Here is a 13,667-nt window from a genome sequence, read left to right on the forward strand (position 1 = left end):
CCGCCGCTGACCTTGACCTGCGTAATCTGAACTCATCCGGAACGTACCGGGAACGAGACAAGGAGATTCACCATGCGCAAGACTCTTATCGCTCTGATGTTCGCCGCCGCCCTGCCGACCGTTGCCATGGCCATGCCTGAAGGCAGCGGCCCGATGGACGGCTCGCACCACGGCGGTCAGATGCACGGCATGCACGGTAAAGGCCCATACAGCCAGCTGGACCTGAGCCGCGAACAACGCGAACAGATCCGCAAGATCATGGGCGAACAGATGCACGAGCGTAAGCAACTGGTCGACAAGTACCTGGAGAAACTCTCGCCAGCTGACCAAAAAGCCATGAAAGACGAAATGGCGGCCAATCACAAAAAAGCTGAGGCCGACGTGCGTGCCCTGCTGAAACCGGATCAACAGAAGCAATTCGACGAGATCCAGAAAAAACAGGCTGAGCGTCGCGCAGAATGGGCCGAGTTCAAGGCCTGGAAAGCGCAACAACCGCAAAAAGCGCAATAATGCGCTAACCCGGACCCGACGGCTCAACCCGTTGGGTCTGATACCACCCAATCTAATGTGGGAGCGAGCCTGCTCGCGAAGAGGGAGTGTCAATCGACATCATTGTTGCCTGACACACCGCTTTCGCGAGCAGGCTCGCTCCCACAGGGATTTGTGTTTGTGTGAGGATTTTCTGTGCGTTCATTGTTCTGGCGTATTCTGGCCAGCTTCTGGCTGGCCATCGCTCTGGTGGCAGGGCTGTCCATTCTGCTGGGGCACATGCTCAACCAGGACGCGTGGATCCTCAGCCGCCATCCGGGCCTCAATACACTGGCCGAACAGTGGACGCAAACCTACGAATCCCAGGGTGAAGAAGCCGCTCAGGACATTCTGGAACAGCGCAAACGTCAATATCACATTGACGTTCAGGTGTTGAACGAGAGCGGCGACCCAGTAGTGCGAGGCACATTCCCTCGTCGCGCGGCGGCGTTTGAAGCTCGGCAGAACAACGATGATCGGCATCTGCCTTGGCGTCGTTTGACGGCGGAGTACACCAGCGAAAAAACCGGCGACACCTACCTGCTGATCTACCGCATCCCTCACCCGGAACTGGATTCATGGCACCGCGAAAGCCTGCTGTGGCCATTGAGTGCGCTGGGCATTGCCTTGGTGGTGCTGACCTTGTTCAGCCTGTTCGTCACGCTGTCGATCACCCGCCCGCTCAGCCGTTTGCGTGGCGCAGTGCATGACCTGGGACAAACCACTTATCAGCAAAACAGCCTGGTGAAACTGGCCAACCGACGCGATGAATTCGGCGTGCTGGCCAACGACTTCAATCGCATGGGCTCGCGCCTGCAAAGTCTGATCGGCAGTCAGCGGCAATTGCTTCGCGATGTGTCGCATGAACTGCGCTCCCCACTCGCCCGACTGCGCATTGCACTGGCATTGGCGGAACGGGCCAACCCTGAAGAGCGTGAAAAGCTCTGGCCGCGCCTGACCCGCGAATGCGACCGACTGGAAGCGTTGATCAGCGAAATTCTGGTACTGGCGCGGGTCGATGCCGACAACGCCAGCGCCGAAGAGGTCGACCTCAACGCGTTGCTCAATACGCTGCAAAAGGATGCGCAATTGGGTTCGCCGGAGCAAAACGTGCGCCTTGAGGCAGAGCCGCAATTGAACCTCAAAGGCTGGCCGACGATGATCGAGCGTGCCGTCGACAATCTGCTGCGCAACGCTCAGCGCTTTAACCCGGTCGGGCAGTCGATCGAAATGCAGGCCGTGCGTCAGGGCGAGCGCATTGTGGTCAGCGTGCGTGACCATGGGCCGGGTGTAGATGCCGAGCATTTGAACCAGTTGGGTGAACCCTTTTATCGAGCACCGGGGCAAACGGCTGCTGGACATGGTTTGGGCCTGGCGATTGCGCGTCGCGCGGCGGAACGACATGGCGGGAGTCTGATGCTGGCCAATCATCCGCAGGGCGGGTTTGTGGCCAGCCTGGAATTGCCGCTGGTGCCGGGGGCCGTCGTCCAACCCTGATCCCCTGTAGTGATCGTCCCCACGCTCCGCGTGGGAATGCAGCCCGTGACGCTCCGCGTCACAGTGGACGCAGAGCGTCCGTTGAGGCATTCCCACGCAGAGCGTGGGAACGATCCTTACGCGGAAGGCCAGGCGCTGACGAATTCGGCGAGGTCGACTTTCTCGGCCACGCGCGGTTCTTTCTGCGGCGTGCCGAGGTAAAGGAACGCAATCACTTCTTCCCCTTCAGCCAAACCCAACCCTTTGGCCACATGCGCCGAATACGCCAAGTCACCGGTGCGCCACACCGCGCCAATCCCTTGCGCATACGCCGCCAGCAATATCCCGTGCGCCGCGCAGCCCGCTGCCAGCCGTTGTTCGGATTTCGGGTATTTGACGTGATCCTGCACCCGCGCAATCACCACCACCACCAATGGCGCACGCAGTGGGCCGTTGCGCGCCTTGTCCAGTGCCGCTTCAGACACCTCGCTGTCTTGCAGCTTCGCCGCTTCGGCCAGCAGCTCGCCCATTTGCTCGCGCGCCGCGCCCTCGACCGTCAGAAAGCGCCAAGGCTGCAAATGGCCATGGTCCGGGGCGCGCATGGCCGCGCAAAACAGGACTTCGCGCTGTGCAGCAGTCGGTGCCGGATCGATTAGTCGTGGAACGGAAACACGGTTGAGCAAAGCGTCGAGAGCCTGCATCGGCCACCTCCTGAAAAAATGTTTGGCTATTCTATCTGCAAGTGCGCAAGCGGCGTCGGTTTACATGTCCTCCCCCGCAGGTAGAATGGCCCCCCCCACAACAGCCCGAGCGGACTTCATGGCGTTGCCGACCTTACGGATTATTGGTTTTATCATCGGCATCTTCCTGATCACGCTGGCTATCGCCATGGTCGTGCCCATGGCGACCCTGGTGATTTTCGACCGCACCCACGAGCTACCATCGTTCCTGTGGTCGAGCATGATTACCTTTGTCGCAGGACTGGCGCTGATTATCCCTGGTCGTCCCGAACACATACACCTGCGTCCACGGGACATGTACCTGTTGACCGTCAGCAGTTGGCTGGTGGTGTGCATCTTCGCCGCGCTGCCGTTTTTGCTGGCTCAGCACGTCAGTTTCACTGACTCGATCTTTGAAAGCATGTCCGGCATCACCGCCACCGGTTCGACGGTACTCAGCGGCCTGGACACCATGTCCCCCGGCATTTTGATATGGCGTTCGCTGTTGCACTGGCTCGGCGGCATCGGCTTTATCGGCATGGCGGTAGCGATTCTGCCGCTGCTGCGTATCGGTGGCATGCGCCTGTTTCAGACCGAGTCGTCGGACCGCTCTGAAAAAGTCATGCCCCGTTCGCACATGGTGGCCCGTTTAATCGTGGCGGCCTACGTCGGCATCACCATTGTCGGTAGCCTGGCGCTCTGGTGGGCCGGGATGAGCCTGTTTGATGCGATCAACCACGCGATGTCAGCGATCTCCACTGGCGGCTTTTCCACTTCGGACCAGTCGCTGGCCAAATGGACGCAACCGGCGGTGCACTGGGTGGCGATTGTCATCATGATTCTCGGTAGCCTGCCCTTCACCCTGTACGTAGCAACCTTGCGCGGCAATCGTCGGGCATTGATCAAGGATCAGCAGGTTCAGGGGTTGCTCGGCATGTTGCTGGTGACCTGGCTGGTGCTCGGCACCTGGTACTGGTGGACCACCCAACTGCATTGGCTCGAAGCCTTGCGGCATGTGGCGTTTAACGTGACATCGGTGGTCACGACCACCGGTTTCGCGCTGGGGGACTACAGCCTGTGGGGCAATTTCTCGCTGATGCTGTTCTTTTACCTGGGCTTTGTCGGCGGATGCTCCGGCTCGACAGCTGGCGGGATCAAGATTTTCCGCTTTCAGGTCGCCTACATCCTGCTCAAGGCCAACCTTAACCAATTGATTCACCCGCGTGCGGTGATCAAGCAGAAGTACAACGGTCACCGTCTCGACGAAGAAATCGTGCGTTCGATCCTGACCTTTTCGTTCTTCTTCGCCATCACCATCTGCGTCATCGCGCTGCTGCTGTCGCTGCTCGGCGTGGACTGGATGACCGCCCTGACCGGTGCGGCCAGCACCGTGTCCGGCGTCGGGCCGGGGTTGGGTGCGACCATCGGGCCGTCGGGTAACTTTTCGTCGTTGCCGGACGCCGCCAAGTGGATTCTGTCGTTCGGCATGCTGCTGGGCCGACTAGAGATCATTACGGTGTTTGTTCTGTGCATTCCTGCTTTCTGGCGACACTGACCTGCGCCGCCGCTCCGGTCATGTGCGCCCGGTACTCGCCGGGGGTGGCGTCGAACCAGCGGCGGAAGGCGCGGAAGAAATTGCTCGGGTCGGCGAATCCCAGCAGGTAGGCAATTTCCAGCAGGGTCATGGTGGGCTGGGCCAGGTATTGCTCGGCCAATTCGCGTCGCGTGTCATCGAGCAACGTCTGAAAACTGGTGCCCTCTTCCTGCAAGCGTCGCTGCAAGGTGCGTTGCGACAGGTGCAGCGTCTGCGCTACCGTTTCGCGTTTAGGTTCGCCCTGTGGCAAAAGACGGCACAACACCTGACGCGCCTTGTGCGTCACGCGGGTTTCGGAGAACCGCGCCAGGTACTCGCCGGCAAACCGGTCATGCAACAGCGCCATCGCCTCATTGGCAGTGGGCAGTGGCGCTTCCATGTCGGCACGTTCGAAAATCAATGCGTCGTAAGGTGCGTTGAACACCAACGGCGCATGAAAGGCTTGTTTATAGGGTTCGAGGTCAGCGGGCTCATTGCCCTGCACCAACACCTTGCGCGGTTGCAAGGTACGCCCGGTCAACCAGCCGCATAACGCCAGCGCACAGGCCATTGAAGCTTCAGCGCTTTGCCGGGTCGGCGGCAGGTGATCGCCGTGGACCGTCAGAATCAGCGCATAACCCTCATCCAGCAGACGGAAACTCAGGTCGGCACTTTCGGCAATGATCCGCTGATAGCGCACCAGTCGCTGAAAGCCTTCGGCCAGGGTCTGGCTGGACATCAACGCGTAACCCGCCACATGGAAGGAGGCCGGCCGCACCACCTTGCCCATGTTCAGGCCTATTGCCGGGTTGCCGGACAACTCAACCGCGCGCTGCCACAGTCGCGTCATGGAATCTTGCGGGAAACGCGCATCCGGATCATCCAGTGATGCGTAGTCGAGCCCTAGCTGCTGGAACAGAACCTGGCAATCCAGGCCGTCCATCTCCAGTGCTTTGACAATCCCCATCGCCCAGCTTGCAGAAGTCGTTCGTTCGCTCATGGCGTTTACTTACTGTTCAGTGAGCCGTCTGACGCGGCTGGTTTTCGAAGGATACTAAAGTGGCGCCCATTGTCACTGGCTGATGCCATTGATCACTCTAGACTCAAATAAGCTACCCGCAGCACAACTTGCAATCAGAACAATAACCACAGAGATCGCAGTCGTGGAAAACATCAAACGTTTCAACAGCTTCGCTGAGTTCTACCCGTATTACCTCAACGAACACAGCAACAGCACTTGCCGACGACTGCACTTTATCGGCACGACGCTGGTCATTTTCATTCTGGCCCTGAGCATCGGCAAAGGCGCATGGCTGATGTTATGGGCCCTTCCCCTGGCGGGCTACAGCTTCGCCTGGGCTGGGCATTTCTTCTTCGAGAAGAATCGACCTGCCACCTTCCAACATCCTCTTTATAGCCTGCTCGGCGACTTTGTCATGTACCGCGACATGATTCTGGGCCGCGTGCCGTTTTAAGCGCCGTGAACAAGAAGAGACAATAGCCGATGAATGCCAACGCCCGTTTCACCCACATGAAGGATGGGACACAGGAAGACTGGGCGATCATCGCCGCAGACTTCAGTGCCTACGCGAAACAATTGCCGGCACGGATTGTGGCGCACCTGAAGTTGCTGGAGGGCGATTTTGGTGGCTTCCCGGTCGACCGTCTCACCCACTCCCTGCAAACCGCCAGTCGTGCCTGGCGCGATGGCCGTGATGAGGAATATGTGGTCTGCGCGCTGCTGCATGACATTGGCGACACGCTGGGTTCCTATAACCATCCAGACATTGCGGCGGCGATTCTCAAGCCATTTGTCAGCGCTGAAAATCTTTGGATGGTGGAAAAGCACGGGATTTTCCAGGGCTATTACTTCTTCCATCATTTGGGCATGGATCGGCACCTGCGTGAGCAGTTCAGCGAGCATCCGCAGTATCAGGCGACTATCGAGTTTTGTGCCCAGTACGATGCGGCGGGGTTTGACCCGGCGTATGAAAACCTGCCGCTGAGCTTCTTTGAACCGATGATGGAACGGTTGTTTGCGCAGCCGAAGAACTCGATCTACAAGGCAGCGATGGAAGAACATTCGCCCACCTGATAGACCGAGCGGGACCGCTGTGCGGTCCATCGCGAGCAGGCTCGCTCCCACAGTTGATCTCGGGTAGTCACAAAATGTGTGTTCACTGGAGATCTAATGGTAGGAGTGAGCCTGCTCGCGATGAGGCCAGTCCAGCCTCTGCAAATCTCAAGCCGGTTCGGCGACCTCAACGGCCCTCAACTCCGCCTCCCGGGCCTGCGCATCCGCCAGGCGATACAACTCGATCGACCCGTCCCAATGCTCGATCAGCGCCGTACATGACTCCACCCAATCCCCGCAATTGAGGTAATCCACCTCGCCGACCTTGCGAATCTCGGCATGGTGAATGTGCCCGCACACCACGCCATGCAACTCGCGCTTCATACATTCGTGAGCGATGGCTTCCTCGAAATCGCTGATGAAGCTGACGGCAGTTTTTACTTTGTGCTTGAGGTACGCCGACAACGACCAATAGCCGTAGCCATAACGCGCACGCCAGTGGTTGAGCCAGCGGTTGAGGGTCAGGGTGAATTCATAGGCCGAGTCACCCAGAAAGGTCAGCCAGCGGTGGTACCGGGTAATGACATCGAACTGATCGCCGTGGATCACCAGCAGATGACGGCCATCGGCGGTCACGTGCACGGCTTCGTCTACCAATTGGATGTTGCCCAGAATCAGCCTGGAATAACGGCGCAGGAATTCGTCGTGATTGCCGGTCACGTAGATGACTTCAGTGCCGCGCTTGCTCATGGTCAGCAAACGACGGATCACATTGGTGTGCGCCTGAGGCCAGTACATGCCGCCGCGCAGCTTCCAGCCATCGATGATGTCGCCGACCAGGTAAATCTTGTCCGCGTGGTAGCCCTTGAGAAACTGCGACAGGTGCTCGGCCTGGCAGTCCCGAGTGCCCAAGTGCACATCAGAAATCCACAAAGTCCGCACACGTTGCTTACGACTGGGTTTGGCGAGCTCGGCGCTGGTCATGGGCAACCCTCTGCGATGGTTTTTCCAAGCGTGCGCCGGTCGGGTTAATTGACCATGACAGTGTTGAGTCATTCCTGTGACAACCATGGGCCGGTGTAGACTGGCCCCATCTTGCCCAGGAGAGCGGTGATGAGACCGATCCTCACACTACGCCAGTACACCGACGACCTGATCGTCCACAGCCACGACCACGCCCAACTGGTGTTCGGCTTGTCGGGTGCGCTGGATTTTGAAGTCGACGGGCGAGGCAGCCAGGTGGTGCAACAGAGTTTTGTGATGGTACCGTCCGGTTTCCATCATGCCTGCGGTAGCAGCAATGGCAGCCGTTGCCTGGTGCTCGATGTGCCGAGCGATCAATGGGTTTCACAGTCGCTTGGCGAGCATGCCGAGGCCAGTCGCCGTCTGCTCGACAACGCCGGGCGTTTGCCGCTGGATGCGGGGCAAAGCCAATTGGTCAGTTGGCTGGCGGGCAGTCAGGTCAACGATCCGTTGATAGCGCAACAAGGCGCGGTGCTGTTATTGGCCAGCCTCAATAACGCCACGCCGGCCAGCGTCGGAGGGCGACGCCTGCCGTATGCAACTTTGAATGCGCACATCGATCAGCGCGCGGCCTATCCGCTGCAAGTGGCGGATCTGGCCGGTGTAGCCGGGTTGTCCAGCGCCCGATTGCACGCACGATTTGTCGCAGAGTGCGGGCAGACACCGATGGATTACATCCGCAGTCGGCGGCTTCATATCGCGGTCGGACTGTTGCGAGATTCGCCATTGCCTATCGGCGAGATTGCCAGTCGGGTCGGTTACAGCTCCCAGAGTGCATTCGCCGCTGCCGTGCTGCGCGAGTTTGGCGCCTCCCCCGGCAAACTGCGGCGCGAGGCTGGCGACAAATGATGCGAGTCTGACGACAGACAGGCGTGCCGCCAGCCCTCTAGACTGCACCTCTGTTGGTTGTATTGATCAAGGATTGCAATGACTCCCCGTACCGCCCTTGGCGCCCTGCATATCGGCGCATTGATGTTTGGCCTGACCGGTGTGTTCGGCAAACTCGCCGCCGCCTCCCCTGCTGTCATCGTCTTTGGCCGTGCCGCGTTTGCGGTCCTGGCATTGGCGGTTTTTGCACGCTTCGCCAGTAACACCCGTTGGCGCACGCTTGAAGCCATGGACTGGCGCCGTCTGCTGCTCGGCGGTTTGCTGCTGGCCGGGCACTGGGTGAGTTTCTTTATTGCGGTGAAGGTGGCGGGAGTTGCGATTGCGACCCTGGGCTTTGCCAGCTTCCCGGCGTTTACCGTGATCCTCGAAGGGCTGATCTTCCGCGAGCGGATTCGCGCCAATGAAATCCTGCTGGTCGTGTTAGTGAGCGTCGGGCTGGCGCTGGTCACACCTGAATTCGATCTGGCGAGCGGCGCAACCACGGGCCTGCTCTGGGCCGTCGGTTCCGGGTTGTTGTTTGCCCTGCTGTCGCTGACCAACCGGGCCAGCTCCGGACGAATCCCGCCGGTGCAGGCCGCGCTGTGTCAAAACGTGGTGGTCGCGTTGTGCCTGCTACCCGTGGCGGCTCCCCAATTGAGCGAAGTGCGTGGTCTCGACTGGCTGTGGATCGGTCTGCTCGGCGTGTTCTGCACCGGCGTCGCACACAGCCTGTTCGTCGCCAGTCTGGCGGTGATCAAGGCACGCACCGCCGCAGTGGTGTTCGCCCTGGAACCGGTTTACGGGATCACCGTGGCCTGGTTGTTGTTCGATGAAAACCCGACGCTGCGGATGCTGATCGGCGGTGCGCTGATCATCGTCGCGATCGTGGTCTCCAGCAGGCTATCCGGCGGTTCCAGTAAAAAGACCGTGGCGGCTGAAGCGGCGTCTCACTGAGAACGGTCGTTGTGGCCCAGGTCGCGGTCCGGATCGATCTGATCGCGGACCCGCTGCTTGAGCACCTTGGCTTCCGGGAAACCGCCATCGGCCTTACGCTCCCAGAGCTGCACGTCGTCACAAAAAATATGGAACACCCCACCCGTGCCGGGCACCAGCGACACTTTGCCCAAGTCGTCACCGAAGGTGCTGAGCAGTTCCTGGGCCAACCAGGCGGCACGTAACAACCATTGGCATTGCGTGCAGTAGGTGATGACGATTTCCGCTTTGTGCGCGGTCATGATGACTCCTTCAGTTTCAGGTTAAGCGGTTCAAGTTCCAATGATTGGCCGGCATTACTGAATTCGTCGAGGAAGCCGTCATCCAGTGACGGCGAACTGTCGAAAGGGCTGACCATATCCCAACTTGAGTCCATCGACACATCATCCAGGTTCAACTGGAACTCGTCGTTAGACACCGCGTTCAGTGGCACGACAACCAAAGGTGCCATGCTATTCAGTTTCGAGTGGCTGGCGCGCAAATCCTGAAATTTTAGTGGGTTTAACCCGGCGTCTCGCAGGCTGTTTTCCTGAGTTGCACAGGCTGGATCAAGCATCGGCTCCGGCGGTGATGGCAAATCGGGAGAAGCCTTGGGCAATGCAAGAGCCTGCTGGCGTCGATGACGACGAAGGATTAGCCCCAGCAGTGCCAAAGCCACCAGCGCCAGCAGCCCGATGATCAACAACCCGTTGCTGGCTTGCGGTTCCTCGACAACGACAGCGACGGGCGTAGCGGGCTCGGTGGCCGCGGGTTTGAGCTCAGCCAAACGGGTTTGCAGTTCGGTCATCTGCTTTTTCTGACCGGCGATCTGCTCGTCTTGAGCCGCAAGCTTCGCATTCAATTCATCGACGGTTTTTTGCAGTTGCTGGTTTTGCAGCACGCTGGTGGTCAATTGTTCGGTAACAACGGGATCGCTCACAGGGGCGGCGGCAGGTTGAACCGCGACCAGCGTTGAGGCGGGTTCATTGATGGGGTTTGATGACGCATTGGCCGGCTGGACGGCTGGAAATGCAGAAGACGGAGGCTCAGCGACTGGCTCATCAGCGAAGGGATCGACCGCCTCCGCGTCCGGTGGATCAATCAGTACCGTGTATTCGCGCAGCAATCGCCCGCTGGGCTGATTGAGCTGCACCACGAAATCCAGAAAAGGTTCCTTGACCGCTTTGCTGGAGGTCACCCGGATCACACTTCGGTTGCCGCGCAGGATAGGCGTGAACTTCAGATTGTTGAGGAACAACACCCGCTCGACGCCGGCGCGGCTGAATTCATCCGCTGTCGCCAGGCTGACGGATAACTCGCCCTCCTCCAGGCCACCGACATCCACCACGGCGATGTCGGCACTCAGCGGCTGATTCAGTGCAGAGTGGAGTGTGATGTCGCCCAATCCCAACGCAGGCGCCAATGCCGAGTACGTGAAAGCGCCACCGAGCAAAAGCAACCTGGCACCGCACTGCAAAACCAATCGCCAACTCTCGAACATGAGCATCCCTTAAATACAGAACCAACCTGTGCGAGTTCGCACATCCGTTACGAACACGATATTGCCAGGTAGTTCTTTATAGTCTGCCCAACGAGGTATCTCAAAAGTCCGGCGAGTGGTTATGCCTCAAGATTTTTCCAGGTTGGCCAGAATGTGCCCGTGAACCCGCATACAGACCTGTAGTTCCGCCTCATCGACGCCTGCGAAGAGCTCGTGGCGCAGTTGCGTGGCAATAGTTTCAATTTGTTCGATCAGGGGACGGGCCGGCGTGCAGAGGACAATTTTTTTGGCCCGGCGGTCTTCCAGTACGGCTTGGCGCTGGACCAGGCCCTGGGTTTCCAGGCTGTCGAGCAAACGGGCCAGGGTCGGCCCTTCGACGCCAACGCTTTGCGCCAGCTCACGCTGGGTGGGGGCTTCTTCGAAACGCGCCAGGTGCAGCAGCACCAGCCAGCGCGCCTGGGACAGTCCCAGGCCAGCGAGACGACGGTCCAGCTCGGCACGCCAGCCACGCGACATCTGGGCCAGTTGCATGCCAAAGCGGTGTTGATCGGTTAACGGCATAAAACACTCATGATCAGACTGAAATAAGTAAAACCTAATTATTAGCCAGCTAATCATGACCGTTGACTTGAAGCAAGGCTCGGTCTGTAGTGAATCGTTACATCAACCTACAAGACGGCTTAAACCTCAAACTCGGATTGCAGGGCGGCACGCACACAATACAAAACGCCTTCCGGCACTCTCCCGGCAAACAGCGCCGCAATTTCCGAAACCGCTGGCAACTCGCCTTCGCCGTCGAGGAACGCATCCTGGACTTCGCCCATCAATTCTTCCGGCAAATCCAGCGCCTGCTCCAGCGACAGCTGCTGCTTGCCAATCGCTTCGGCGAGCATGGTGTAGACGTTCTTTTCCGAGCATTGCAGTTGACCGGCGATTTGCAGCGGCGTCATGCCGGCACGGGCCAGGGTGATCAATTCGTGGCGTACGTCCGCCACGACTTTCGGTGCCTCGACCTGGCCACCCAGCACTTCAAGGAAGGCCTCGCCGTAACGCTCGAGCTTGCGGGCGCCGACGCCGCTGACGGTGGCCATTTGCGACAACGAAGTCGGCTGGCTGCGGAGCATTTCCAGCAGCGTCGAGTCAGGGAAGATGACATACGGCGGCACGCCATGTTCTTCGGCCAGTTTGCGCCGCAAGGCACGTAGCGCTTCCCACTGCTCGCGCTCTTCGCCACGCACCAGTTGGCTCGCCTGGCTCTTGCTGCTTTTGGCGGTGGTTTGCGGCTTGAGGTCGCGGCGCAGCTCCAGGGTCACTTCGCCCTTTAACAGCGGCCGGCAAGTGTCGCTCAGGCGCAAACCGCCGTAGCCTTCGAGGTCGATGTCGGCCAGACCACGGGCAACCAGCTGTCGGAACAGGGAGCGCCATTCACTCTCACCCATCGCTTTGCCAACACCAAACACGGACAGGTGCTGATGCCCAAAGCTGCGGACCTTTTCGTTATCCTTACCCAGCAATACATCCACCAGATGCCCGACCCCGTAGCGCTGGCCGGTACGGTAAATCGCCGAGAGTGCCTGACGGGCCGGCTCAGTGGCGTCCCAGGTCTGCACGCCGTCGACACAGTTGTCGCAATGGCCGCACGGCTCGGGCATGTCTTCGTCGAAGTAGGCCAGCAGCGTCTGGCGACGGCAGCGGGTTTCTTCACAGAGCGAGAGCATGGCATCGAGCTTGTGCTGCTCCAGACGCTTGTGGCGCTCGTCGCCTTCGGAGTTCTGCAACATTTGCTTGAGCATCACTACGTCTTGCAGGCCGTAAGCCATCCAGGCGTCTGCCGGCAAACCGTCACGACCGCCGCGACCGGTTTCCTGGTAGTAAGCCTCCAGGGATTTCGGTAAATCGAGGTGAGCGACAAAACGCACGTTGGGCTTGTCGATGCCCATGCCGAAGGCCACGGTGGCGACCATGATCAGACCTTCCTCGTTGAGGAAACGCTTCTGGTGGTGCGCTCGGGTTTCGTTGGGCAAACCGGCGTGATACGGCAGCGCCGGGAAGCCTTGTTCGCTGAGGAATACGGCGACTTCGTCGACTTTCTTGCGTGACAGGCAGTAAACGATGCCGGCATCGCTGCGCCGCTCGGCCAGGAACGCCAGCAACTGCTTGCGCGGCTGCTCCTTGGGCACGATGCGGTAGAAAATGTTCGGGCGGTCGAAGCTCGACAGAAAGCGTTCGGCGTCCTGTAGATGCAGGCGATCGACGATTTCTTCGCGAGTGCGCTTGTCGGCCGTAGCCGTCAGGGCGATGCGCGGGACGTTAGGGAATAACTCGGCCAATTGCCCCAATTGCAGGTATTCACGACGGAAGTCATGACCCCATTGGGACACGCAGTGCGCTTCGTCGATGGCGAACAGGGCAATTTCAAGGCTTTGCAGAAAGGCCAGCATGCGCGGCTGAACCAGACGTTCAGGTGCCAGGTAGAGCATCTTCACTTCGCCGCGTTTGATGCGGGCCGCCAGGTCGCGCTGTTGTTCGGCGCTCAGCGTGGAGTTCAATGCAGCGGCGGCGACACCCAGCTCTTCGAGGGTGGCGACCTGGTCGTCCATCAGCGCGATCAGCGGTGACACCACCACCGCCAGGCCTTCACGCAGCAGCGCCGGCACCTGGAAGCACAAGGATTTGCCTCCACCGGTAGGCATCAGCACCAGGGCGTCGCCGCCACTGGCCACGCGCTCAATGATTGCACCCTGACGGCCACGAAAACTGTCGTAGCCGAAGATGTCCTTGAGGACGCGTTGAGCCTGTTCGAGCATAAAAACTCCAAAAATCACAAAAACATCCCTGCAAGGCTGGTTCAGAACCACGCAAGCTGCACCGACAAATCGTAAGTGCGCATTGCATGTCGCTGCACATTTCAGCCGCGACGCCAGCAGGGCATCA

General features: G+C 59.5%; 14 protein-coding genes. 7 read left to right on the top strand and 7 right to left on the bottom strand.

What is annotated here, in order from left to right; genetic code table 11:
• Positions 1 to 72 precede the first annotated feature (72 nt).
• Together ACA048_RS21395 and ACA048_RS21400 are read left to right on the top strand one after the other, a co-directional pair.
• Positions 73 to 510: a Spy/CpxP family protein refolding chaperone gene (locus tag ACA048_RS21395; protein WP_497626167.1), complete on the top strand. Its 438-nt coding sequence runs from the start codon at positions 73 to 75 to the stop codon at positions 508 to 510.
• 174 nt (positions 511 to 684) lie between these two features.
• On the top strand, positions 685 to 2,025 hold the full coding sequence (locus ACA048_RS21400) for a sensor histidine kinase (RefSeq protein ID WP_497626168.1): 1,341 nt from the start codon (positions 685 to 687) through the stop codon (positions 2,023 to 2,025).
• A 116-nt stretch (positions 2,026 to 2,141) separates the two neighbouring features.
• Here ACA048_RS21400 and ACA048_RS21405 read toward each other — a convergent pair whose 3' ends face one another.
• Positions 2,142 to 2,705, bottom strand: coding sequence for a nitroreductase family protein (locus tag ACA048_RS21405; protein ID WP_497626169.1), 564 nt, complete (start codon positions 2,703 to 2,705; stop codon positions 2,142 to 2,144).
• A gap of 118 nt (positions 2,706 to 2,823) precedes the next feature.
• Here ACA048_RS21405 and ACA048_RS21410 point away from each other — a divergent pair, with 118 nt between their 5' ends.
• On the top strand, positions 2,824 to 4,278 hold the full coding sequence (locus ACA048_RS21410) for a TrkH family potassium uptake protein (protein ID WP_497626170.1): 1,455 nt from the start codon (positions 2,824 to 2,826) through the stop codon (positions 4,276 to 4,278).
• Here the strand turns inward: ACA048_RS21410 and ACA048_RS21415 are convergent.
• Positions 4,235 to 5,296 carry an AraC family transcriptional regulator gene (locus ACA048_RS21415; RefSeq protein ID WP_497626171.1) on the bottom strand — a complete coding sequence of 354 codons (1,062 nt, stop codon included), beginning with the start codon at positions 5,294 to 5,296 and terminating at the stop codon, positions 4,235 to 4,237. The genes ACA048_RS21410 and ACA048_RS21415 overlap by 44 nt on opposite strands.
• A 163-nt stretch (positions 5,297 to 5,459) precedes the next feature.
• On the opposite strand from ACA048_RS21415, the gene ACA048_RS21420 reads away from it, so the two are divergent.
• Together ACA048_RS21420 and ACA048_RS21425 are read left to right on the top strand one after the other, a co-directional pair.
• The gene (locus tag ACA048_RS21420) at positions 5,460 to 5,771 is read left to right on the top strand and encodes an Mpo1-like protein (protein WP_497626172.1); all 312 of its coding nucleotides are present in this window, start codon (positions 5,460 to 5,462) and stop codon (positions 5,769 to 5,771) included.
• Between the two features lie 29 nt (positions 5,772 to 5,800).
• On the top strand, positions 5,801 to 6,391 hold the full coding sequence (locus ACA048_RS21425; protein ID WP_497626173.1) for an HD domain-containing protein: 591 nt from the start codon (positions 5,801 to 5,803) through the stop codon (positions 6,389 to 6,391).
• A 147-nt stretch (positions 6,392 to 6,538) separates the two neighbouring features.
• Here ACA048_RS21425 and ACA048_RS21430 read toward each other — a convergent pair whose 3' ends face one another.
• Positions 6,539 to 7,354, bottom strand: a complete 816-nt coding sequence (locus ACA048_RS21430) for a UDP-2,3-diacylglucosamine diphosphatase (RefSeq protein ID WP_497626174.1) — start codon at positions 7,352 to 7,354, stop codon at positions 6,539 to 6,541.
• A 129-nt stretch (positions 7,355 to 7,483) separates the two neighbouring features.
• Here ACA048_RS21430 and ACA048_RS21435 point away from each other — a divergent pair, with 129 nt between their 5' ends.
• Together ACA048_RS21435 and ACA048_RS21440 are read left to right on the top strand one after the other, a co-directional pair.
• Positions 7,484 to 8,242: a helix-turn-helix transcriptional regulator gene (locus tag ACA048_RS21435; protein ID WP_497626175.1), complete on the top strand. Its 759-nt coding sequence runs from the start codon at positions 7,484 to 7,486 to the stop codon at positions 8,240 to 8,242.
• A 78-nt stretch (positions 8,243 to 8,320) separates the two neighbouring features.
• On the top strand, positions 8,321 to 9,214 hold the full coding sequence (locus ACA048_RS21440) for a DMT family transporter (RefSeq protein WP_497626176.1): 894 nt from the start codon (positions 8,321 to 8,323) through the stop codon (positions 9,212 to 9,214).
• Here ACA048_RS21440 and ACA048_RS21445 read toward each other — a convergent pair.
• The 4 genes from ACA048_RS21445 to recQ form a co-directional block, all read right to left on the bottom strand.
• Positions 9,208 to 9,495: an Rdx family protein gene (locus ACA048_RS21445; RefSeq protein WP_497626177.1), complete on the bottom strand. Its 288-nt coding sequence runs from the start codon at positions 9,493 to 9,495 to the stop codon at positions 9,208 to 9,210. The two genes, ACA048_RS21440 and ACA048_RS21445, sit on opposite strands and share 7 nt — an antisense overlap.
• Complete coding sequence (locus tag ACA048_RS21450) at positions 9,492 to 10,733, bottom strand: type IV pilus assembly protein FimV (RefSeq protein ID WP_497626178.1); 1,242 nt, start codon at positions 10,731 to 10,733, stop codon at positions 9,492 to 9,494. Before ACA048_RS21450 ends, ACA048_RS21445 begins: the two co-directional genes overlap by 4 nt.
• A 126-nt stretch (positions 10,734 to 10,859) precedes the next feature.
• A complete protein-coding gene (locus ACA048_RS21455; protein ID WP_497626179.1) occupies positions 10,860 to 11,294 on the bottom strand; it encodes a MarR family transcriptional regulator in 435 nt (144 codons plus the stop codon).
• Positions 11,295 to 11,413: 119 nt separating this feature from the next.
• Entirely contained in the window at positions 11,414 to 13,540 is a 2,127-nt protein-coding gene (gene recQ / locus ACA048_RS21460) for a DNA helicase RecQ (RefSeq protein WP_007948577.1), read from the bottom strand.
• Positions 13,541 to 13,667 lie beyond the last annotated feature (127 nt).

The sequence above is a fragment of the Pseudomonas sp. LBUM1659 genome (assembly GCF_059716045.1).